Below are 22,039 nucleotides of genomic sequence, written 5' to 3'. Positions count from 1 at the left end.
GTTCTCTATCTGGTTCTTCGCGAAGGTGATCACGCTCTTCCTGTACGGGCCCTGATGACGCGGCAAGGTGTCGTGCCACTCCCGTGCCAGAACGGACGGGGACTCACGGGGAATCGGAGTTCGCCGGGTGCGCACCGACCCACGCCCCCAAGGCAGGGAATCCCCAGGCCACGCCCATGATCGCCCAACCTCGCTCCTAATGCGGCGGTTGACGGGCCCGTGCCCTCCGCGTGCCCGGTCCGGCGGGAAGCCGCGGGGAACACCGGGCAGTCACGGCAACTGGACATGAGAGTGGCCCCCGACCAAACACCCAGGTCGGGGGCCATTCTCACTGCTCACAGAGCGGAGGTGGTGGGATTTGAGCCCACGGTGACATCGCTGCCACGACGGTTTTCAAGACCGTGTGCGGCTTGACTCGCTCATAGAGACGCCGCCGACCGAGGCGCCCAGGGCGCAAGATGTATGGTCACGCGCGTGAAAACTCCCTGGATAACGCAAAGTGGTGCGTGGCTCGCTGGATGGGTCATGAGTACCTTGGCCTTCTGGTTGCTGGGGAAGGTGACCGACGAACCGCAGGGCTGGACGGAATCTGCGTGCTTCGCCTTGTTCGCGATGGCGTTCGGGGAGCTCGGCCCACGGTGGCGCCGCTACCGTCGATCAAGGAAGTCGATCCGTACCCGCTCTGCGTCCGCCAGCGATTAGCGGGGCCGTCCATTCCACCAAGGCCGCGTACGGCAGCTGACATCAGCGGCTGACACCAACAAGCGCGAACAGCGGCGGTTGATGCTGGATCACAACGGACAGTCAGTCGAAGCGTAGGACCGATAGGCCGACGTCGACGGTCTCTTGCGATTGACCTGATAAGGATGAAGTCAGACCTTGAAGCCGTTCCGCCGACCGCGCGTACACTGCCGCTCGCGGCCCGAGACGCAAGGCATGGAGGACGGTATGGCGGATGTGTCCCGGTTCCCTGGGCGAGCAGGGCGCGTCGTAATGCTCGCCTTGGTGTCTTGCGGTTGGATGGCTGCCCCAATCTCCACACTCGTAGAGGTGCCCCACATCACTTGGCCGGGATCGGTCCTGTTTCTCGCGGTCGGCGCACTTCTTGCCCGGGAGTGGCGACGGGTCTGGAATCGAGAGGCCCCGTACGACGTGCAGCAGCGAGCCTCAGAGCTTTCAAACTGAAGCTGGTCGCTCGCGTACAGCAGCGAAGTACAGCACCCCTTCCCGTCCAGCAGTGCCCGCCGGAGACCGTGAGGCGACCTGTATGGCCACCGTTGACCGATCTCTCTAGAGCTACGGATCAGAAGGTCGTAGCCTGGGCGGTCGGTGAGGCCGTCCGCACGGTAAAGGCCGCGACCCGGGGTGCGACAAGGGTCGGCTGCCTCACCACCACCCACCCGTGCCACTCTCGTACCAGAACGGGCGGGGACTCACGGGGACTCGACGGCAACAACGGTGCAAGCACCAGACCTTGCTCCAAGCCATGTCTCCGCAGCTCACGCCGACAAACGCCCCACCTCGCTCCTAAAGCGGGTGTCGCCAAGGTCACCGGGGAATCAACTGTCCCGTTTCCGTGAGGACAAGCGTGAGGCGACCCAACCACTCGCCGTCGTCCAGGTACTCCCAGTTGTCAGCGTCTGCCAGCAAGGCAGGAAGGTCGTATCGCGGGATGGAAGGGCCGGGCTGTAGCCCCGGCTCGCCATCGGGAGCGGTCCAGGCAATGAGCCGGCAGACTTCAATCCAGCCTCTGTCGATGAGCGGCAGAAGGATTGCGGCAAGCTCAGTGGGGTCGGCGGATGCCAACGGTTCGTCCAGGTCTCCCCGAACGCCGGGCAGGATATCGATCTCCGTCGCGTTGATCATGAATGCGCGCTCTGCTGACGACAGCTCGTCCGTTGCGGGATAGCTCACCGGGTGATCATCGCAGGGCACGACACCGAAGGCTCTCGGGCCGTTGCTGGGTCGTCTGAGGGTGGCCAGTGGTGACAGACGACGACAGCGGCCGACCGCTAACGCCCAGGTCATGCGGCCGACAGCTGGGGGGCGTGCAGGTCAGAAAGGCGGCCCTTCACTTCTTCGGCTACTGAGGCACCCGCGGGCCACAGCGCTCGCACTAACCGGTGGTTAGTGCAATCTGTTGGTCAGCGCTGAGCCCGCGTAAGCTTCAGGTATGACCAGCACGCAGGAGAGCGCGGAGGACCGGCACCTCCCGTACGACGTGTTCGCCAAGGCGTGCCCCTCGCGCGGGACGCTGGAGCATGTCACGGGACGCTGGGGCGGGCTCACGCTCGGCGCGCTGAGCGAGGGCTCGCTGCGGTTCAACGAGCTGCGCCGCCGGGTGGACGGCGTGAGCGAGAAGATGCTCTCCCAGACGCTGCACGCGCTGGAGCGCGACGGCCTGGTGCTGCGCGAGGCACAGCCGACCAACCCGCCGCGGGTGGACTACGAACTGACGCCGCTGGGCCATCAGGTCGCCCAGCGGCTGCTGGCGCTCATCCGGGTCCTGGAGGGCGGCATGGACGACGTACTGGCGGCGCGGGAGCGCTACGACGAGACGCGCGGCGCCCGCTGACAGGTCGGGCAGAAGTAGCTGGAGCGGTTCATCCAGGGGCGGCGGCGCATCGGCGTGCCGCACCGCCGGCAGGGCAGGCCCTCGCGGCCGTACGCGTCCAGCGACCGGTCGAAGTAGCCCGACTCCCCGTTGACGTTGACGTACAGGCTGTCGAAGCTGGTGCCGCCGACCGCGAGCGCGGAGTTCATCACGTCCCGGACGTGGCCCAGGAGTTCGGCGGTGCGCGGGCGGGTGAAGCCCGCGGTGGGACGCTCGTAGTGGACGCGGGCGCGCCACAGCGCCTCGTCGGCGTAGATGTTGCCGACGCCGCTGATCAGCGACTGGTCGAGCAGGGCCCGTTTGATGGTGGTGCGCTTGCGGCGCAGGGCCTGGTGGAAGGCCTCGTCGTCGAACAGTGGATCGAGGGGGTCACGGGCGATGTGCGCGATGACGTCGGGCAGCCCGTCGGGGGTGGTGTCGTGCAGCGACAGACCGCCGAAGGTGCGCTGGTCGACGAAGCGGAGTTCGGTGCCCTGGACGTCGGTGAAGCGGACCCGGACGCGCAGGTGCTTCTCGTCCGGCACCTCGTGCGGCTGGACCAGGAGCTGGCCGCTCATGCCGAGGTGGGCCAGCACGGACTGGTCGGTGTCCTCCAGCGGCAGCCAGAGGTATTTGCCGCGGCGGCTGGGCACACCGATCCGGTGGCCCTTGAGACGGTGGGTGAAGTCGTCGGCGCCGGCGAGGTGGCGGCGGACCGCACGGGGGTGCAGCACCTCGGCGTCGGCGACCGTGCGGTGGGCGACCCACCGCTCCAGGCCGCGCCGTACGACCTCGACCTCGGGCAACTCGGGCATGGGACCCCCCGTGACAACCGGTGGATGAACCGAGCGCCCGCCCCGGCGGGGACGGGCGCTCGATCGCGCTGTTCGGTCAGGCGGACGCCGACTCGGGGCCGGCTTCGACGACCGCGGTGGCTTCCGCGGCTGCCTGCTTGGCTCGCTCGTCCGCCGCGGCCCGGATGGACCGCCAGGCGGACTCGGCGGCCTGCTGCTCCGCCTCCTTCTTGCTGCGGCCGGTGCCGGTGCCGTACGAGACGCCTCCGACGCGGGCGGCAGCAGTGAAGGTCTTCTCGTGGTCGGGGCCGGTCTCCGTGACCAGGTACTCGGGCACGCCGAGTCCTTCGGTCGCGGTGAGCTCCTGGAGACTGGTCTTCCAGTCCAGGCCGGCACCGAGGTTCGAGGACTTCTCGATCAGCGGGTCGAACAGGCGGTGCACCAGTTCGGAGGCCGCGTCGAGGCCCTGGTCGAGATAGACCGCGCCGATCACCGCTTCCAGGGTGTCGGCGAGGATGGACGCCTTGTCCCGGCCGCCCGTGCCCTCTTCACCACGGCCGAGCCGGATGAAGGAACCCAGGTCGAGACCACGGCCGACCTCCGCCAGTGCGCGCGAGTTGACCACCGCGGCCCGCAGCTTGGCCAGCTGGCCTTCGGGCAGGTCGGGGTGGGTGTTGTACAGCGTGTCGGTGACGACGAGACCGAGCACGGAGTCCCCGAGGAACTCCAGTCGCTCGTTCGTCGGCAGACCGCCGTTCTCGTACGCGTACGAGCGGTGGGTCAGCGCACGCACCAGAAGGGCGGACTCGAGCTGGTACCCGAGCCGCCCTTCCAACAGCGTGTGGGACGAGGCCGCTGTGTCCGCCGGACCGCCTCCGCTTGCACGGAGGGAGTGCTTCTTGGCGTCAGACATCAGACCTCTCACCAGCCGCTCAGACCTCGAGGACCTGGCGCTTGTTGTAGGTGCCGCAAGACGGGCACGCGATGTGCTGCTGCTTGGGCTCGTGGCAGCGCTCGCACGCAACCAGGGTGGGGACCGCAGCCTTCCACTGCGACCGGCGGTGGCGCGTGTTGCTGCGCGACATCTTCCGCTTCGGAACAGCCACGGCTACTTCTCCTGCTTCTCGTCGACGCCCGCTTCGGCGCCGCTCATCTCGTCCTTCTCGCCGTCTCCGAGTGAACCGGCGAGTCCCTGCAATGCCGCCCATCGGATGTCGACGGCGTCATGGTGGTGTTCCGGGTCGTCCGCAAGGCGCGCACCGCACTCGGTGCACAGTCCTGGACAGTCTTCCTGGCACACCGGCTGCATCGGCAGTGCGAGCACCACCGCATCACGCAGCACGGGTTCGAGGTCGAACAAGCCGTCCTCGATGAAGAGCCTGTCCTCGTCTTCCTCGGCGTCGTCGGCCGGTTCCGCCTTGGGGCGGCCACGGTCGTCGGCGTCAGGGTACGAGAACATCTCCTGGAAGTCCGCTTCGAGCTCCAGCCCGAGCGGCTCCAGACACCTTACGCACTCCCCCTCGGCCTGTGCACGGGCGGTGCCTGTGACAAGCACCCCTTCCATGACCGACTCGAGTCGGAGTTCGAGCTCCACCGGGGCGCCTTCCGGCACTCCGATGACCTCCGCGATCCCGAGATCACGGGGGGCGTCGATCGTGCGGGTCAGGCGCTGCAGCGCGCCAGGACGCCGCCCCAGCTCGTGTGTGTCGAACACGAGCGGGTTGCGGTGGTCGAGGCGGGCGTTAGGAGCCATTCCTGCTTTCGATCTTCTCAGCTCGGAGGGACGCGGCCCTTCGGTGTCGCCGGGCAGCGCGGATCGCGGACGTACACGCGACCGAAGAGCCAGGATACTGGACCTTTCGCTCTCGGCCCAATCCGCCTCCGCGACCCGCCCACCGGGGCGGTCGCCGTCCGGTCCTACAGGCCGCGCTCCTGCTCGTAGGCCCGCAACTGGTCAGGAGTGATCATGCTGGTGTCGAAGAGGCTGGCCTCGTCGAGCGCGTACCCCTGGTGGGCCTGGTGGGCCTGGTGGGCCTGGTGCGGGTCGTACCCGGCCTGCTGGGCGTCGTAGCCCTGGAAGCCGCCGTCCTGGGCGTAGCCGGAGCCGGCGGCGTAGGGGTCCGCCTGCTGGTAGCCGTACGCGTCCTGCTGGCCGTACGCCTGCTGCTGGTAGCCGCCGTAGGGGTCCGGCTGCTGCTGGTAGTCGTACGCCGGCTGGGCGGCCTGCTGGTCGTACTGCGGCTGGACGGGCTGCTGCGCGGCGGGCCGCTGGCGCGGCTCGGCCGGGGCGTCCGCGAGGGCGGCCAGGTCGGCGAGGTAGTCGGCGTCGCTGGAGTGCTGGAAGGTCGTGGTGTCGTCGGCGAGCGCGCCGAGGTCGTCGGTGGCGATCCGGCCGTGCAGCTTGGCGCGGCCCTTGCCGACGGCGTCCAGGGTCTTGGCGAGGACGGCCTCGAAGGCGCCGAGCTTGGCGTCGACGTACGCGTCGGCGTCGCGGCGCAGGGTCTCCGGGTCGTGGCTGCGCTCGGGGGCGTCCTCGTCCTCGTAGCCCTGCTCGTCCAGGCCCGGTCCGGTGCCGAGCAGCTTCTCGCGGCCGCGGCCGACGGAGCCGAGCGTCTTGGTGAGGACGACCTCGAAGTTGGCGAGCTTGGAGTCGACGTAGTCGTCGGCCTCGACGCGGACCTCCTCGGCCTCCTTGTGCGCCTCGGCGAGGATCCGGTCGGCCTCGGCCTGGGAGCGGCGGGCGATCTCGGTGTCGGAGATCAGCGAACCGCGCTCGGCGTGCGCCGTCGAGATGATCCGCTCGGCCTCCTGACGGGCCTGCTCCACCATGTGCTCGCGGTCGCCGATCAGCTCCTGCGCCTGCGCCAGGGAGCCGGGCAGCGCCTCTCGCAACTCCTCGAGCAGGGAGAGCAGCTCGGCACGGTTGACCACGCACGAGGCCGACATCGGCATCGAGCGGGCGCTGGAGACCGTCGAGACGACCTCTTCGAGCTTCTTCTGCACGTCCATCGGGTGCTCGCCACTCTCTACAGCTGTGTTGGAGACGGACGGGACGACTGTACGTCCATGGGACGCGCGGCCGACACCGGGTGACGGGCCGTCAGTCCCGGCGGGGGTTCCGCGCGCGCCCGGGAGCCGGGGTCAGCCCTGTCCCAGACGCTGCGTGAGCGCCTCGAAGACCACGGGCGGGACCAGGTGCGAGACGTCGCCGCCCCAGGTCGCGACCTCCTTGACCAGGGAGGACGACAGGAAGCTGTAGGTGGGGTTGGTGGGCACGAAGAGGGTCTCGACGCCCGAGAGCCCGATGTTCATCTGGGCCATCTGCAGCTCGTAGTCGAAGTCGCTGACGGCGCGCAGACCCTTGACGATCGCGGGGATGTCGCGCTGCTTGCAGAAGTCGACGAGGAGGCCGTGGAAGGCCTCGACCCGGACGTTGGCGTAGTCGGCGGTGACCTCGCGGATCAGGTCGATCCGCTCGTCGATCTCGAACAGGCCCTTCTTGGACTTGTTGATCATGACCGCGACGTAGACCTCGTCGTACAGACGGGAGGCGCGGCCAATGATGTCTAGGTGTCCGTTGGTGATGGGGTCGAACGACCCGGGACAGACGGCGCGGCGCAACTGGGTTCCCTCGCTCTCCGGTCCGGTCATCGTGCGTCTTCGCACGTAGAGGCGGCGCGACCGTACCAAAACGTGCCTTCGCCGTAGCGACGGGCCCGGAGCGCTTCGAAGCCGTCCGGCCACCGGAATTCCCCGCCTCGGGTGCTGCGCTCCACGGTGACGAGGGCTTGCGGCGCGAGCCAGCCTTCCGCGCGGAGTGTGAGCAGGATCTCGCGTAGATCGTCGTCCGAGACGGCGTACGGGGGGTCCAGGAAGACGATGTCGTACGGCTCCCCCGGCGGCGGCGACTTGACGATCTGCTCCGCTTTGCCCGATCTGACCTCGGCGCCGGGCAGCCCGAGGCTCTTCACGTTCTCGCGGACCGTACGGGCCGCGCGGGCGTCGGCCTCGACGAGCAGGGTGTGGCCCGCACCCCGGGAGAGGGCCTCCAGGCCGACGGCGCCCGAGCCGGCGTAGAGGTCGAGGACCCGCTCGCCGTCCAGCGGGCCGCCGAGCAGGGACTCCCAGGTGGACAGCAGGCCCTCGCGCGCGCGGTCGGAGGTGGGACGGGTGCCGGTGCCCGGCGGGACGGCGAGGCGGCGTCCGCCGGCGGCACCGGCGATCACGCGGGTCATCTGGGGTCCTTGTCCACGGGGGTGCGTACGGGTCCAGTCTGTCAGGCACCCGCGCGGGGCGCGGTCCGCGGACGGTTCAGCCCTTCTCCAGGTACTGCTCCCGTTCCTCGTCCAGCAGGGCGTCCAGGGCCGTGCGCAGTCCGGGCAGCTGCTCCAGGTCGGGGTCGGCGGCGACGACCACGGCCGCCTCCTCGCGGGCCTCGGCGATGACCTCCTCGTCCTCGATGACGGCGAGCACCCGCAGGCTGGAGCGGACGCCGGACTGGGCCTGGCCGAGGACGTCGCCCTCGCGGCGCTGTTCGAGGTCGATACGGGAGAGCTCGAAGCCGTCCAGGGTGGAGGCCACCGCGTTCAGCCGCTGGCGGGCCGGGCTCGCCTCCGGCATCTCGCTGACCAGCAGACAGAGCCCCGGGGCCGAGCCACGGCCGACGCGGCCGCGCAGCTGGTGCAGCTGCGAGACGCCGAACCGGTCGGCGTCCATGATCACCATGGCGGTGGCGTTCGGCACGTTCACGCCGACCTCGATCACGGTCGTGGCGACCAGGACGTCCGTGTCGCCGGCGGCGAAGCGACGCATGACGGCGTCCTTGTCGTCCGGGGCCATCCGACCGTGCAGCACCTCCACCGTGAGCCCCTGGAGGGGCCCGCGGGCGAGCTGCGCGGCCACGTCGAGGACGGCGAGCGGGGGCCGCTTCTCCGCCTCGTCCTCGGGGGACTTCTTCCTCTTGGCGGCCCTGGGGTCGTCCTCCTCGTCGCCGATGCGCGGGCAGACGACGTACGCCTGGTGGCCGTTGCCCACCTCCTCGCGCACCCGCTCCCAGGCGCGGGCCAGGAAGTGGGGCTTCTCGGCGGCCGGGACGACATGGCTGGCGATGGGCGAGCGTCCGGCCGGGAGCTGGTCCAGGACGGAGGTCTCCAGATCGCCGAAGACGGTCATCGCGACGGTCCGCGGGATGGGCGTGGCGGTCATGACGAGCAGGTGCGGCGGCTGTTTGCCGCGGCCGCGCAGGGCGTCGCGCTGCTCGACGCCGAACCGGTGCTGCTCGTCCACGACGACCAGTCCGAGGTCGTGGAACTGGACCTTGTCCTCGATCAGCGCATGGGTGCCGATCACGATCCCGGCCTCGCCGGTGACCAGGTCGAGCAGCGCCTGCCGTCGCCCGGCCGCTCCCATGGACCCGGTGAGCAGCACCACCTTGGTGGCCCGCTCGGCGCCGCCGAGCATGCCGCCCTCGGCGAGCTCGCCCATCATCTCGGTGATCGAGCGGTGGTGCTGCTGGGCGAGCACCTCGGTGGGCGCGAGCATCGCGGCCTGCCCGCCGGCGTCGACCACGGCGAGCATGGCGCGCAGGGCGACCAAGGTCTTCCCTGAACCCACCTCACCCTGCAACAGCCGGTGCATCGGGTGGTCCGTGGCGAGGTCGTCGAAGATCTCCTTGGAGACCTTGCGCTGGCCGTCGGTGAGGGTGAAGGGGAGACGGTCGTCGAAGGCGGTGAGCAGGCCGTCGTCGGCGGGTCTGCGGGGGACGGCGGGGAGCTGGGCGTCGGCGTGCCTGCGGCGGGCCAGGGCCACCTGGAGGACGAAGGCCTCGTCCCACTTCAGCCGGGCGCGGGCGTCGGCGATGTCCGCCTTGGTGTGCGGGCGGTGGATCTTCAGCAGGGCCTCGGGGAGGGAGACCAGACCGCGGCCCTCGCGCAGGGAGCCGGGGAGCGGGTCGACGGCCTCCTGGGCGCTGGGCAGGACGGTCTGGACGGCCTTGCCGATCTTCCAGGACTCCAGCTTGGCGGTGGCGGGGTAGAGCGGGATGAGGGCGCCGGCCCAGGTCTCGACCGTCTCCTCGGCGCCGTCGCCGTCACCGCGCAGCAGTTCGTAGGCCGGGTGGTTCAGTTGGAGGCGGTGGTTGAAGACGGAGACCTTGCCCGCGAACATCGCCCGGGTGCCCGGCAGCAGTTCCTTGTGGGGCTTGTGAACTCCACTGCCGAAGAAGACCAGTTGGAGTCGCCCGCTGCCGTCCGTGATGGTCACCTCCAGCCGCTGGCCCTTCCCGCGGGGGGCCTTGGCGGAGGCGAACGTGAGCAGCCGGGCGTCGGCGACCTGGGCGACCACGGTGACGTGCTCGTCCATGGGGAGGTCGGCGAGCCGGGTGAGCTGGCCGCGCTCCTCGTATCTGCGCGGGTAGTGGTGCAGCAGGTCGCCGACGGTGTGCAGGCCGAGGTGCTCGGCCATCACCTTCGCGGTGGCGGGGCCGAGCACCTTTTTCAGGGGTTCTTGCAGTGCGGGCACGAGATCCATTGCACACCACCGCACTGACATTGCCGTAGACGTGTCGGGAATTCCCTGGTCAGGCGGGCTGTTCGGGCTCTAGGATGACGCGCTCCGGCCATCCCCCGCGGTCACTGCCCCACCGGGACCGCCCGACCCCGCGCCATGGAGACTCCCCCAGCCCGCGGCGCTGCGACGATGGACTCCCAGACCTCACAGTCATCCCAGGCATCCCAGTCACCTCATACGTTCCAGGTCGACCTGCGTGGTCTGGTCGACCTGCTCTCCCACCACCTCTACTCCAGTCCCAAGGTCTACCTGCGCGAACTGCTCCAGAACGCGGTGGACGCGATCACCGCCCGGCGGGCCGAGCAGCCCGACGCCCCCGCCCGGGTACGGCTGTTCGCCGAGGGCGGCGCCCTGCGCGTCGAGGACTCCGGGATCGGGCTCACCGAAGCCGATGTGCACAACCTGCTGGCCACCATCGGCCGCAGCTCCAAGCGGGCCGACGGTCTCCAGGAGGCCCGCTCCGACTTCCTCGGCCAGTTCGGCATCGGCCTGCTGGCCTGTTTCGTGGTCGCCGAGCGGATCCGGGTGGTCAGCCGCAGCGCCCGTACCCCGCACGCCCCGCCCGTGGAGTGGACGGCGGCCGACGACGGCTCGTACACCGTGCGCACGCTGCCGGACGAGGCCCGCCCCGAGCCGGGCACCACCGTGCACCTGGTGGCCCGGGCCGGGGCCGGGGAGTGGCTCACCGAGGCGCGCGTCCTGTCGCTGGCCCGGGACTTCGGGTCGCTGCTGCCGTACGACGTGCGGGTGGGCGACGAGGCGGTCACCGATCTGCCGGCACCGTGGGACCGGCCGTACCCGTCCCCGGCCGCCCGGCGGGTGGCCCTGGCCCGGCACTGTCACGGGCTGTTCGGGTTCACCCCGCTGGACTCGGTCGACCTGGACGTGCCGCTGGCCGGGATCCGCGGGGTGGCGTACGTGCTGCCGTCGGCGGTCAGTCCGGCGCAGCGGGCCGGTCATCGCGTCCACCTCAAGGGCATGCTGCTGACCGAGCGGGGCGAGCAGCTGCTGCCCGACTGGGCCTTCTTCGTGCGCTGTGTGCTGGACACGGACAGTCTGCGGCCCACGGCGTCGCGCGAGTCGCTGTACGAGGACGAGACGCTGGCCGCGGTGCGCGAGGCGCTCGGCGAGCGGATCCGGGCGTGGCTGACCGGGCTGGCGGCCGGTGATCCGGAGCGGCTTGCGGCCTTCCTGTCCGTGCACCACCTGGGTGTGAAGGCGCTGGCCCGGCACGACGCCGAGATGCTGCGCACGATGCTGCCGTGGCTGCCGTTCGAGACGACCGACGGACGGCTGTCGCTGGAGGAGTTCGCGCGGCGGCACCCGGTGGTCCACTTCACCCGGACCGTCGAGGAGTACCGCCAGGTCGCGCCGATCGCCTCCGCACAGGGCGTGGGCGTGATCAACGGCGGTTACACGTACGACAGCGAACTCGTCGAGGCGCTGCCGTCGGTCCGGCCGGGCACGGTGGTCGCCGAGCTGGACGCGGACACCGTGACGGCCCACCTGGACGCCGTCGACCCGGCCGAGGAACTGGCGCTCGCGGGCTTCCTGGCGGCCGCGCGGGCGAAGCTGGACCCGCTGGGCTGCGATGTCGTGCTGCGCGCCTTCCAGCCGCTGTCCGTGCCCGCGCTGCACCTGGACGACCGGGCGGCCCGGCACGAGCAGGCGCGGGCGGAGGCCGAGGAGCAGGCCGACGACCTGTGGGCGGGCATCCTCGGTTCGCTGCGCGGCAGCGCCCCCCGGGCGAGGCTGGTGCTCAACCATCTCAACCCGCTGGTCCGGCGCATCGGTTCGCTGCGGGACGCCGAGCTGATCGGGACCGCCACGGAGTCCCTGTACGGACAGGCGCTGCTGATGGCGCAGCGCCCGCTGCGGCCCGCCGACTCGGCGTTGCTGAACCGGGCGTTCATCGGCCTGCTGGAGTGGGCCACCCATGGCGAGGAGGGCCGACGATGAGCGGGACGACGGACTTCGACTCGCTGCGCCGGGCGATGGCGGAGAACGGCGAGCAGCCGGAGGGTCCGGCCCGCAACGCGCGCGCGGAGGAGCTGCTCGCCGAGGCGGAGCGGCTGAACATCCCGCTCGCGGTGATCGAGGCGCTCGGACACCAGCTGAAGGTCTACAACTACAGCTCCGAGAAGGACAAGATGTTCGTCCCGTTCGCGCGGCTGCTGCGCATGTGGGACGAACGGCCCGAGGACTTCGACGAGTACGAGACCCATTCGCTGCACTGGGTCTTCAAGTGGATGTCGGCGGGCATGCTGGACCAGCCGCACGTCCCGCTCGCCTCCGTCGAGAAGTGGCTCGGCGAGATGGAGCGCCGTTACCGGCTGGCCGGGCACTCCGAACGGGCGGTGCGCAGCGCGGAGTTCAGCGTGGCCGCGCATGTCGGTGATCTCGACCGGGCCGAGCGGGCGCACGCGGCCTGGCTGGCCGCCGACCGGGACCGGATGGCCGACTGCCACGCGTGCGAGCTGCACGGTCAGGGCTGGTGGGAGTCGGAGCGGGGCCGGGACGCCGAGGCGGTCCGGCTGTGGGGTCCTGTCCTGGACGGCGAGTTCTCCTGCGCCCACGAGCCGCACACCGTCCTGGCCTCCTCGCTGCTGCCGCTGCTGCGCCTGGGCCGCCTCGACGAGGCGCGCGCCAACCATCTGCGCGGCTTCCGGCTCGTACGGCCCATGGAGAGCATGCGGGACGCGTACGCGGACCATGTGGAGTTCTGCGCGCTGACCGGCAACGAGGCGCGCGGTCTGGAACTGCTGGCGGAGCGCCCGGCGTACTTCACGGACGGCGGGCAGCCGCGCAGCCGGCTGGAGTTCATGGCCGTGGTGGCCCTGCTCATGGACCGCCTCACCCTGCTCGGGCTCGGGGACCAGCCGGTGCCGGGGCCGGTGGGCCGGACCTGGACGGCGGCCGCGCTGGCCGGGCACGCGCGCGAGGAGGCCCTCGCGCTGGCCGGGCGCTTCGACGCGCGCAACGGCACGTCGTACGTCAGCGACCGGGCCCGCGCCCGGATGGCACGGCACCCGTTGGTGGAGCGGCTGCCGCTGGGGGTGCGCGGCGCCCGGCCGACGGCGGCCGGCGCGCCGGTGGTCGCCCCGGCGGCCGTCCGGTCGGCGGCCGTCCAGCCGGTGGCATCGGACCTCGGCGCGCTGCTGGCCGAGGCGCGGCGGCTGTCGGAGACGTTGCAGCCGAACGCCGTGGAGGCGTGGGCCGCGGTCTCCCGGGCCGCCGAGGGCGTCGAACTGGACGCGCGCGACCGTGCGGAGATCGCCGACCACGAGGCGATGGACGCGGGCCCCGAGGGCGCCGAGCTGTTCGAACGCGCCGCCGTGCTGTACGCGGAGGCGGGCGACCCCGGGGAGGCGCTGGCGGCACGCGCGCGTGCGGCGTACGTACGCGCCCTGACCGGCGAGCCGGACGAGGCGGTCGCCGCGGTCGAGGGGCCGTACGACGAGGTGCTCGCGCTCTACGCGCAGGACGGCACGGGCGTACGGCAGACGGCGTCCGTGCTGATGGGCCGGGCGCGCATCCTGATGCAGCGGGTGCACGCGGGCGACGGCCCGCCGTCGGAGGAGGTCCTGGCCGCGGCCGAGTCGGCCGCGCGGGAGGTGCTGGCGCTCGTCGGCGGACGCACGCAGGACGACGTGCGGCTCGCCTCGCGGGCCGCCGAGTCGCGGGCGATACTCGCCGAGCTGGCGGCGCTCACCGGGGACGCCGGCACGGGCGCGGAGCTGTTCGCGCGGGCCGCGGCGGAGTTCGTCGCGGCCGGACTGCCGTGGTTCGCGGTGGAGTACGAGGCCCGGCTGGCCGCTCTGGCCCACCAGCTGGGCGACCTCGAGGAGACGGAGCGCGCGCTGCGGGCCGCCCTGGAGCACGGCGGGCCGCACCTGGAGGCGGTCGGGCGGGCGCAGCTGCACCTTCAGCTCGCCGAGGTCGTCGGCGGCCGGGGGCAGGCCGAGGAGGCGGCCGAGCACGCCCTGGAGGCGGCGCACTGGGCCGACGAGGCGGGTCAGGGTCCGGCGTTGGGCGCCTGGGCCCGGCATCTGCTCGGCGGCTTCCTGCTGCGGCAGGAGCGGTGGGCCGAGGCCGCCGAGGTGCTGGAGTCCGCGCTGCCCGACCTGAGCGCCGAGACGCACGGTGACGGCGCCATCGTCCAGACGCAGTGGTGGCTCGGCGACTGTCTGAGCGAGCTCGGCGAGCACCGGGCCGCGGCCGAACGCCGGCTCCAGGCCGCCGAGATCGCTCGGCACTGGCCCGAACAGCACGATCACGCCACGCTCGCCCATCTCGCGGCCGAGAACCTGGGGCACGCGGGACTGCCCGCCGAGGCGGACCGGGCGTACGCGCGCGCGGGCGATCTGTGGCAGGCCCTCGGCAACGTGCACGGTCTGGTACGCGCCCTGCGCGCCCGCGCGTGGCTCGCGCTGCGCGCCGACGCGGGGGCGGACGGGGCGGGGGCGGACGAGGCGGGGGCGGACCGGGCGCGGGCGCTGATGACGGACGCGCTGCACGCGTGCGAGACGGCTCTGCAGGCGGCGGACGACGAGGAGGCACGGGAGCGGCTGGTCACCGAGCTCGGCCACACCCACCGGCAGTTCGGCGATCTGCTGGCCCGCTCGGTGGTGGAGGACGCCGGGGACGAGTCCATCCACGGCGTGTTCGAGGAGGCGCTGTCCCAGATGGCGGAGGCCGTCGTCGTGTTCGGTTCGCTGGGCCCCCGGGCCCTGCACAGCCGCACCGCGGCCCAGCTCGCCGCGGGCTGGTTGGAGGCCGACCTCGGCCGCCCGGCGGACGCGTCCGCACGCGCGCGTGCGGTGCTGGACGCCTACGCCCGCGACGCCGCCGACGGCCGGACCGAAGCCCCCGACGGCCCCGCCGGTGAGGACGACACGGCACGGGCCCGCTGCGCGGAGGCGGAACAACTCCTCCAGGGCCTGGAGGAGCAGGCGACGAAGTAGGCCGGGGCGGCGGGGGCGCCGGGGAGGCGGTGGGTCGGTGTCGCGGCCGGTCTGGCGACCCGACCGCCCTTGCGGTCGGCGGGCCTGGCGGTCGGCGATCCCGACGCCCGGCAGTCTCGGCACTCGGCACTCGGCACTCGGCTGCTCGGCTGCTCTGCTGCTCTGCTGCTCTGCTGCTCTGCTGCTCTGCGCACGGTCGCCCGGGGCCCGGCTGCCGCGCCGCTCGTCGATCCCGACGGTCGGCCGCTCGGCCGACCCGGCGCCAGGCCGCTCGGCCGACCCGGCGCCAGGCCGCTCGGTCGTCCCGGCGCCCGGCAGTCCCGCGGCTCGACGATCCCGGCGGCCGGCGGCTCGGCCGCCCCGGCGGTCGGCTGCCCCGGCGGTCGGCTGCCCCGGTAGTCGGCGGCCCCGGTAGTCGGCGGCCCCGGCGGTCGGCTGCCCCACCACCCGGCAGGACCGGCAGTCGACGGATCGGGCTTCCCGTCTGTCGGCTACTCCACGCCGATGAGCAGGAGTGATCCCTGGCGGCCGCCTCGATAGACGACCGTGTCGACGGCCAGGTAGGACTCCCGTACCCGTGTCCGGAGGTGTTCGGCGACGGCCTCCGGTGCCTCGTCGCCGAGGACGATGGTGACGAGTTCGCCACCCGCCTGGAGCATCCGGTCCAGCACGGTCCCGGCGGTCTCCGCGACGTCCGATCCGATCACGGCCACGTCGCCCTCGACGAGACCGAGGACGTCACCCGCCTGGCAGATGCCGGCCATGGTCCAGGACTGGCGTTCGGCGACGGTCAGCTCGGCGTAACGGGTGGCGCCGGCCGCCGAGGTCATGGCGACGACGTCCTCGTCGAAGCGGCGGTCGGCCTCGTGCACGGCGAGCGCGGCGATGCCCTGGACCGCCGAGCGGGTCGGGATCAACGCCACCCGGATGCCCTCGGCCCGGGCCTGCTCCGCCGCCGCGGCCGCGGTGTGGCGCAGGTCGGCGTCGTTGGGCAACAGGACGACCTCGCGCGCGTGGGCGCGGCGCACGGCCTCGACCAGTTCGCCGCTCGCGGGCGGTTCCCCCGGGCGGGCGAGCACGGTGGTGGCCCCCGACTCGGCGTACAGCCCGGCCAGGCCCTCGCCGGGCACGACGGCCACCACCGCGCGCTGGACCCGCTCCCGGGGCGGCCGCCCGGCGGCCCGGGTGTGCGCGTCGCCGACGCCGAAGTGGGTGATCCGGATCCGGTGCGGCCGCCCGGCCTCGACACCCGCCTCCACGGCGGCACCCGCGTCGTCGACGTGCACGTGGACGTTCCACAGTCCGTCGCCGCCGACCACGACGAGCGAGTCCCCGAGGGCGTCGAGCCGGTCCCGCAGCCGTGCGACGGCCACGTCGTCGGCCTCCAGCAGGTAGATCACCTCGAAGGCGGGGCCACCGTCCTCCGCGGCCTCGGGCCGGTCCGCGCACGACGCGTCGTCGCCGCTCTCGTCGCCCTCGGCGTCCTCGGCGGCGGTGACGGCAGGGGTGGCAGCACCGGCGTCGGCGGGAGCACGGCCGGCCGGGGCGGCCGCCGGGGCCTCGCCCGTCAGCGTCTCGACCAGTGCCCCGAGCACCGCGACCAGCCCGCGCCCACCGGCGTCGACCACTCCGGCCCGCTCCAGGACGGCCAGCTGGCCCGGGGTCGCGGCCAGCGCCGCCCGCGCCCCCTCGTAGGCCGCCCGCGCGACCGTCCCGCAGTCGTCCTCGGCCCCCTCGGCCGCGTCCGCGGCGGCGGAGGCGACCGACAGCACCGTGCCCTCGACCGGGTGGGCCACGGCATGCCGGGCGGAGTCGGCCGCGTGCCGCAGGGCCAGCCGCAGCCCTCGCGCGTCCGTGCGAGCGACCTCACCGTCCGCGGCGAAGACCTGCGCCATGCCGCGCAGCAGCTGCGCGACGATCGTCCCGGAGTTGCCGCGCGCCCCGATCAGGGCCCCGTGCGCCATCGCGCGCGCGGCCTCCGCCAGGGACGGCGAAGGCGGAGGTCCGGGGGCGGGGGGAACGCGGGCCGCGCCGTCGTCCCCGGAGCCGGCCCCGGGCCCCACGGACGCCGTCTCGTGTCCCATGAACACCGCCTCGACCGCCGCGACGGCCGACTCCACGGTCAGATACAGGTTGGTGCCGGTGTCCCCGTCCGCGACGGGGTAGACATTGATCGCGTCGATCTCCTCGCGCGCGCGTCCGAGCGCCTGCAACGCGAGACCGCACCAGGTACGCACCGCGAGAGCATCGAAGAATGTCTGCGGCACCTGCGGCACCTGCGCCTCCTTGAGCTGCTGGACTGGGACGCAGCGTAGACCCAGGACCGGTGTCCGCCGGAAGAGGGCCAGGGGCGGACCCTCGGGCAGCCATGGTAGTTTCGTTGTACTGGCGCAGTCGTTGTATGCTGCTCCGGTTGCCCGATCCCATCGGGCTCTCCTCCCGGCACCGCCACTCAGATCCTCGATCCTGATCCCGGCACGCCGGGATCATCCGTAAGTGCATCTGAAGTCTTTGGAGTGACCCGTGGCTGCCAACTGCGACGTCTGCGGCAAGGGGCCGGGCTTCGGCAACAACATCTCGCACTCGCACCGCCGTACGCCGCGCCGCTGGAACCCCAACATCCAGCGCGTGCGTACCGTGGTCGGCGGGACGCCGAAGCGCGTGAACGCTTGCACCTCGTGCATCAAGGCCGGCAAGGTCTCGCGCTGACGCTCATCCCCCATATCTCGGCTTGGTCCGGGACGGGGGGAACCCCATCATGCGCGGCCACTGCTGGTTCGCCGTGAAAAGCCGGTCTGCCCTCGGGTAGGTCGGCTTTTTGCCATGTCCGGCCATGCATCGAGCTCATGCGCCGGGCCCGTCCACCGGACCCCTGCCCGAAACCCCGCCCGATCCCACGTCCGGCCCGTGCCCCCGCCATCAGGCTCGCGGTGGTCCGGCGGTCCGGGTCGTGAGGTTCCACCGGTGGTCGACCGGGCCGAGACCCGCGCCGAGCGCGAACCCGCCCGCGATCGCCCCGGTGACGTACTCCTTGGCATCCGTCACCGCCTCCGGCACGGACCGCCCCTTCGCCAGCTGTGCCGCGATCGCGGACGCGAGGGTGCACCCGGTGCCGTGCGTGTGCCGGTTGTCGTGGCGGGCGGCGCGCAGCCAGTGCTCCTCGGCGCCGTCGGTGAGCAGGTCGACCGCCTCCCCGTCGTCTGCGAGATGACCGCCCTTGATCACCACCCAGCGCGGCCCGTACGCCAGGACGGCCTCCGCAGCCGTACGCATCTGCCGCTCCGACCCGACCCGGACACCGGTGAGTTGCGCCACCTCGTCGAGGTTAGGGGTGGCGACCGTCGCGACCGGCAGCAGCTTCGTACGTACGGAGTCCAGGGCGTCGGCCGCCAGCAGCGGGTCGCCGTGCTTGGAGACGCCCACCGGGTCGACGACCACCGGCGCGTCCGTGCCGGCCAGCAACCCGGCGACCGTTTCCACGAGTTCGGCGCCGGCCAGCATCCCGGTCTTCACCGCCTGGACGCCGATGTCGTCGACGACGCTGCGGAACTGCGCGCGTACCGCCTGCGCCGGAAGCTCCCAGGCGCCCTGCACGCCCAGGGAGTTCTGCGCGGTGACCGCGGTGATCACGCTCATCCCGTGCACGCCGAGCGCGAGCATGGTCTTCAGGTCGGCCTGGATCCCCGCCCCGCCGCCGGAGTCGGAGCCCGCGACCGTGAGCACCCTCGGTGGCGCGCTCATGACTCGATGTCCCCGAAGTGGTCCCAGCCGCCCTTGCTGGTCCACGACGCCCCGTCGACCGTCACCTGGGGCAGCGCCGACGGGTTGAGCACCTCGCCGATGACCTTCCAGCGGGCGGGCAGCTTGGTGTCCGGCGGGAAGGTCGCCACGATCGCGTGGTCCTCTCCCCCGGTCAGCACCCACTGCATCGGGTCGACGCCGACGGCCTGCCCGATGTCGTTCATCTGGGTCGGGATGTCGATGGCGCCGGAGCGGATGTCGATACGCACCTTGCTGGCCTCGGCGATGTGACCGAGGTCGGCGATGAGTCCGTCGCTCACGTCGCACATGGCGGTCGCGCCCAGCCCGGCGGCGGCCGGCCCCGCGTGGTACGGGGGTTCGGGGCGCCGGTGCGCCTCGACGAAGGCACGCGGCGAGCGGAAGCCGCGGGAGAGCACCGCGTACCCGGCGGCTGACCAGCCGAGCCAGCCGGTGACCGCGACGAGGTCGCCGGGCTGCGCGCCCGCGCGCGTCACCGGCTCCTGGTTGCGCAGATCGCCGAGCGCGGTGATCGACACCATGATCGTGTCGCCGCGTACGACGTCGCCGCCGACCACGGAGGCACCCGCGACCTGGCACTCGTCACGCAGCCCGTCCATCAGCTCGGTCGGCCAGGCGACGGGGAGTTCCGCGGGGACGACCAGTCCGAGCAGCAGCGCCGTCGGCACCGCGCCCATGGCGGCGATGTCGGCGAGGTTCTGCGCGGCGGCCTTGCGGCCCACGTCGTAGGCCGTGGACCAGTCGCGGCGGAAGTGCCGTCCCTCCAGCAGGATGTCGGTGCTCGCCACGACCCTGCGGTCGGGGGCGGCGACCACCGCGGCGTCGTCGCCGGGGCCGACCCGGACCGCCGGTGTGGTGGTGAGACGGGAGGTGAGCTCCCTGATGAGCCCGAACTCCCCTAGCTCACCGACAGTGCCCTTCATTGCCCTTGCTCCCCTTCCGGCCCTGTCCAAGCCCGGTCGCGCGTCTCCAGTGTCCTCGATACGGTCGAGGTGACCGTCAACTTCGTGCGTGCGTGTACCCCGGCGCGCGAGCCTCGGCCCCCGCAGGTCTCCCCGCGGCGAGCGGCGACGCGATACCGTGGCGTTCCTTTTCCCCACATGATCCTCGTGGCCGCCCTGGAGGTTCCGTGGTACAGGCGTACATCCTGATCCAGACGGAGGTCGGCAAAGCGTCGACCGTCGCCGAGACGATCAACAAGATTCCTGGGGTGATCCAGGCCGAGGACGTGACAGGACCGTATGACGTGATCGTGCGCGCACAGGCCGACACCGTGGACGACCTCGGTCGCATGGTGGTCGCCAAAGTCCAGCAGGTGGACGGCATCACCCGAACCCTGACCTGCCCGGTGGTCCATCTGTAGCCCCCGTCTACCCTTGGCCGGTGAACTCCTCCCGTCACCGGCACCGCATTGTCCTCGGGCCGCCCGCGCTCGCCCTTCTTGCCGCCGTCGCGGGCTGCTCGTCGACGGACGGCAGCGCGTCGGCGGCGGTTCCCGGCGCCGACGCGAAGACCGTTGCGTTGTGCCGGAACCTGGACCAGGTGCTGCCGTCGAAGGCGGACGGTCTCGACCGGCGTGATCCCGAGCCCGCCTCCGCGCTGACCGCGGGCTGGGGGAACCCGGCGATCATACTGCGCTGCGGTGTCGAACGACCCGTGAAGATGGCCGATCCGGAGGCCGACGGGGTCGAGGTGAACGGCGTCGGCTGGCTGCTGGAGAAGCAGGACGACGGAGCCTTCCGGTTCACCACGACCCTGCGCAAGGCGTATGTCGAGGTGGAGATTCCCGAGAAGCTCACCGGGGACGGGCTGGCGCCGCTGGTGGATCTGGCGCCCGCCGTCAAGAAGGCGATCCCGGAGGGCATCGCCGACTGAGCGCCGCGCGATCCGGCCCGGAACACGGCCCGCGCCATGAACAGGCCCCCGGTCTCGGTCGTGCGCGAGGCCGGGGGCGGCTAGGGCGTGTTTCGAAAGTCCCGTCTGCCCGGCGACGCCTGGCACGCGCGCTCGCCGCGTTGTCGGGATCACCCCGATACATCCGATATCGGGGCGACCCTCCGCCTTGCGATCGCACGCACCAGACGCCGCCGGGCCCGCCCTTCGGGCGGACGACGCTACTTTCGAAACACGCCCTAGGGTCTGGTCACCTCAGGCCGGTGGAGCGGCGCAGGGCCGCCTGGACGAGACGGTCCACCAGCTCCGCGTAGCCGATGCCGCTCGCCTGCCACATCTGCGGGTACATCGAGATCGGGGTGAAGCCCGGCATGGTGTTGATCTCGTTGATGACGAACTCGCCGTCCTCCGTGAGGAAGAAGTCCGCCCGCACCAGGCCCTCGCAGGACGCCGCCTCGAAGGCGTCGACCGCGAGCTTCTGCACCTCGGCGGTCTCCTCGGCGGTCAGCGGGGCCGGGACCAGGCCCGGCGTCGAGTCGATGTACTTCGCCTCGAAGTCGTAGTACGCGTGCGTGTCCGGCGGCGGGATCTCGGCCGGGACGGAGGCCCGGGGGCCGTCCTCGAACTCCAGGACGCCGCACTCGATCTCGCGGCCGCGCAGCGCCGCCTCGACGATGATCTTCGGGTCGTGCCGCTGGGCCTCGGCGATCGCCTCGTCGAGCCCGGAGGGGTCGTCGACCTTGGTGATGCCGATCGACGAGCCCGCGCGGGCGGGCTTCACGAACAGCGGCCAGCCGTGCTCGCCGGCGAACTCGGCGATCTTCCTGCGGGCGCCCGGCTCGTCCTGCCGCCACTCGCGCGGCCGGATCACCACGTAGGGGCCCACCTTCAGCCCGAACGAGGTGAACACCCGCTTCATGTACTCCTTGTCCTGGCCGACGGCCGAGGCGAGCACACCCGCGCCGACGTACGGGACACCGGAGAGCTCCAGCAGGCCCTGGAGGGTGCCGTCCTCGCCGTACGGGCCGTGCAGCACCGGGAAGACGACGTCGACCTCGCCGAGCGCCTTGGGCACCGAACCGGGCTCGGTGTAGACGACCTCGCGGTTGGCGGGGTCGACGGGGAGCACCACGCCGCCCTCGCTCGACTCGGCGAGCTCGTCGACGCTGGGCGTACGGCGCTCGGTGATCGCCATGCGGTCCGGTGCGTCGGCGGTCAGGGCCCAACGGCCGTCCTGGGTGATGCCGATCGGCAGGACCTCGTACTTGGTCCGGTCGATCGCCCGCAGCACGGCGCCGGCGGTGACCACGGAGATCCCGTGTTCGGAGCTGCGGCCGCCGAACACGACGGCCACACGCGGCTTGCGGGACGGCTGCTCGGGGCTCTGGGGGAGGTTCTCGGTGCTCATATCGGGTTGAGAGTACCCGGTGGCAGTGCGCGGAGACAGC

Annotated in this window: 19 protein-coding genes; 6 read left to right on the top strand and 13 right to left on the bottom strand. The window is 72.1% G+C overall.

The genetic code is table 11. From position 1 onward, the window contains the following. Window positions 1–1,548: 1,548 nt before the first annotated feature. Window positions 1,549–1,914, bottom strand: coding sequence for a hypothetical protein (locus ACZ60B_RS26470; protein WP_351623170.1), 366 nt, complete (start codon window positions 1,912–1,914; stop codon window positions 1,549–1,551). Between the two features lie 259 nt (window positions 1,915–2,173). Here ACZ60B_RS26470 and ACZ60B_RS26465 point away from each other — a divergent pair, with 259 nt between their 5' ends. Beyond that, on the top strand, window positions 2,174–2,575 hold the full coding sequence (locus ACZ60B_RS26465; protein WP_469391043.1) for a winged helix-turn-helix transcriptional regulator: 402 nt from the start codon (window positions 2,174–2,176) through the stop codon (window positions 2,573–2,575). Here the strand turns inward: ACZ60B_RS26465 and mutM are convergent. The 8 genes from mutM to recG all read right to left on the bottom strand — a co-directional run bounded on the left by mutM (window position 2,548) and on the right by recG (window position 9,915). Continuing rightward, the gene (mutM, locus tag ACZ60B_RS26460) at window positions 2,548–3,408 is read right to left on the bottom strand and encodes a bifunctional DNA-formamidopyrimidine glycosylase/DNA-(apurinic or apyrimidinic site) lyase (protein WP_469391041.1); all 861 of its coding nucleotides are present in this window, start codon (window positions 3,406–3,408) and stop codon (window positions 2,548–2,550) included. The genes ACZ60B_RS26465 and mutM overlap by 28 nt on opposite strands. Before the next feature lie 76 nt (window positions 3,409–3,484). Next, window positions 3,485–4,312: a ribonuclease III gene (gene rnc, locus ACZ60B_RS26455; protein WP_469391039.1), complete on the bottom strand. Its 828-nt coding sequence runs from the start codon at window positions 4,310–4,312 to the stop codon at window positions 3,485–3,487. 7 nt (window positions 4,313–4,319) lie between these two features. Beyond that, window positions 4,320–4,493, bottom strand: coding sequence for a 50S ribosomal protein L32 (gene rpmF, locus ACZ60B_RS26450; RefSeq protein ID WP_003951102.1), 174 nt, complete (start codon window positions 4,491–4,493; stop codon window positions 4,320–4,322). A gap of 2 nt (window positions 4,494–4,495) precedes the next feature. Continuing rightward, window positions 4,496–5,140 carry a YceD family protein gene (locus ACZ60B_RS26445; protein ID WP_469391037.1) on the bottom strand — a complete coding sequence of 215 codons (645 nt, stop codon included), beginning with the start codon at window positions 5,138–5,140 and terminating at the stop codon, window positions 4,496–4,498. A 164-nt stretch (window positions 5,141–5,304) separates the two neighbouring features. Then, a complete protein-coding gene (locus ACZ60B_RS26440; protein ID WP_469391035.1) occupies window positions 5,305–6,396 on the bottom strand; it encodes an ATP synthase F0 subunit B in 1,092 nt (363 codons plus the stop codon). Window positions 6,397–6,528: 132 nt separating this feature from the next. Beyond that, window positions 6,529–7,008 (bottom strand): pantetheine-phosphate adenylyltransferase, encoded by a 480-nt coding sequence (coaD, locus tag ACZ60B_RS26435; protein WP_469391113.1) that lies wholly within the window; start codon window positions 7,006–7,008, stop codon window positions 6,529–6,531. A gap of 26 nt (window positions 7,009–7,034) precedes the next feature. Further along, the gene (gene rsmD / locus ACZ60B_RS26430; RefSeq protein WP_469391033.1) at window positions 7,035–7,622 is read right to left on the bottom strand and encodes a 16S rRNA (guanine(966)-N(2))-methyltransferase RsmD; all 588 of its coding nucleotides are present in this window, start codon (window positions 7,620–7,622) and stop codon (window positions 7,035–7,037) included. A 76-nt stretch (window positions 7,623–7,698) separates the two neighbouring features. Beyond that, complete coding sequence (recG, locus tag ACZ60B_RS26425) at window positions 7,699–9,915, bottom strand: ATP-dependent DNA helicase RecG (RefSeq protein ID WP_469391031.1); 2,217 nt, start codon at window positions 9,913–9,915, stop codon at window positions 7,699–7,701. Between the two features lie 168 nt (window positions 9,916–10,083). Between recG and ACZ60B_RS26420 the strand changes: the two genes are divergently transcribed. Together ACZ60B_RS26420 and ACZ60B_RS26415 are read left to right on the top strand one after the other, a co-directional pair. Continuing rightward, complete coding sequence (locus ACZ60B_RS26420; RefSeq protein ID WP_469391029.1) at window positions 10,084–11,913, top strand: HSP90 family protein; 1,830 nt, start codon at window positions 10,084–10,086, stop codon at window positions 11,911–11,913. Then, window positions 11,910–14,918, top strand: coding sequence for a tetratricopeptide repeat protein (locus ACZ60B_RS26415; RefSeq protein ID WP_469391027.1), 3,009 nt, complete (start codon window positions 11,910–11,912; stop codon window positions 14,916–14,918). Before ACZ60B_RS26420 ends, ACZ60B_RS26415 begins: the two co-directional genes overlap by 4 nt. 491 nt (window positions 14,919–15,409) lie before the next feature. Here the strand turns inward: ACZ60B_RS26415 and ACZ60B_RS26410 are convergent, their stop codons facing one another. Then, window positions 15,410–17,194 (bottom strand): DAK2 domain-containing protein, encoded by a 1,785-nt coding sequence (locus ACZ60B_RS26410; RefSeq protein WP_469391025.1) that lies wholly within the window; start codon window positions 17,192–17,194, stop codon window positions 15,410–15,412. Between the two features lie 247 nt (window positions 17,195–17,441). Here ACZ60B_RS26410 and rpmB point away from each other — a divergent pair, with 247 nt between their 5' ends. Beyond that, entirely contained in the window at window positions 17,442–17,627 is a 186-nt protein-coding gene (gene rpmB / locus ACZ60B_RS26405; protein WP_004924906.1) for a 50S ribosomal protein L28, read from the top strand. A gap of 210 nt (window positions 17,628–17,837) precedes the next feature. Here rpmB and thiD read toward each other — a convergent pair whose 3' ends face one another. Together thiD and ACZ60B_RS26395 are read right to left on the bottom strand one after the other, a co-directional pair. Next, entirely contained in the window at window positions 17,838–18,659 is an 822-nt protein-coding gene (gene thiD, locus ACZ60B_RS26400) for a bifunctional hydroxymethylpyrimidine kinase/phosphomethylpyrimidine kinase (protein ID WP_469391022.1), read from the bottom strand. After that, window positions 18,656–19,621: a thiamine-phosphate kinase gene (locus ACZ60B_RS26395; protein WP_469391020.1), complete on the bottom strand. Its 966-nt coding sequence runs from the start codon at window positions 19,619–19,621 to the stop codon at window positions 18,656–18,658. The genes thiD and ACZ60B_RS26395 overlap by 4 nt, the downstream gene beginning before the upstream one ends. Before the next feature lie 206 nt (window positions 19,622–19,827). Between ACZ60B_RS26395 and ACZ60B_RS26390 the strand changes: the two genes are divergently transcribed. Continuing rightward, window positions 19,828–20,061: an Lrp/AsnC family transcriptional regulator gene (locus ACZ60B_RS26390; protein ID WP_030040983.1), complete on the top strand. Its 234-nt coding sequence runs from the start codon at window positions 19,828–19,830 to the stop codon at window positions 20,059–20,061. 20 nt (window positions 20,062–20,081) lie between these two features. Then, complete coding sequence (locus ACZ60B_RS26385) at window positions 20,082–20,573, top strand: DUF3515 domain-containing protein (protein ID WP_469391018.1); 492 nt, start codon at window positions 20,082–20,084, stop codon at window positions 20,571–20,573. Window positions 20,574–20,841: 268 nt separating this feature from the next. On the opposite strand, the gene ACZ60B_RS26380 is transcribed toward ACZ60B_RS26385, so the two are convergent. Continuing rightward, on the bottom strand, window positions 20,842–21,999 hold the full coding sequence (locus ACZ60B_RS26380) for a D-alanine--D-alanine ligase family protein (protein WP_469391014.1): 1,158 nt from the start codon (window positions 21,997–21,999) through the stop codon (window positions 20,842–20,844). Window positions 22,000–22,039: the final 40 nt, after the last annotated feature.

It is taken from the genome of Streptomyces sp. NPDC104096 (genome assembly GCF_055584385.1).
Note: the sequence above shows the minus strand (reverse complement) of the source record. Positions and strands in the feature narration are given on the sequence as shown.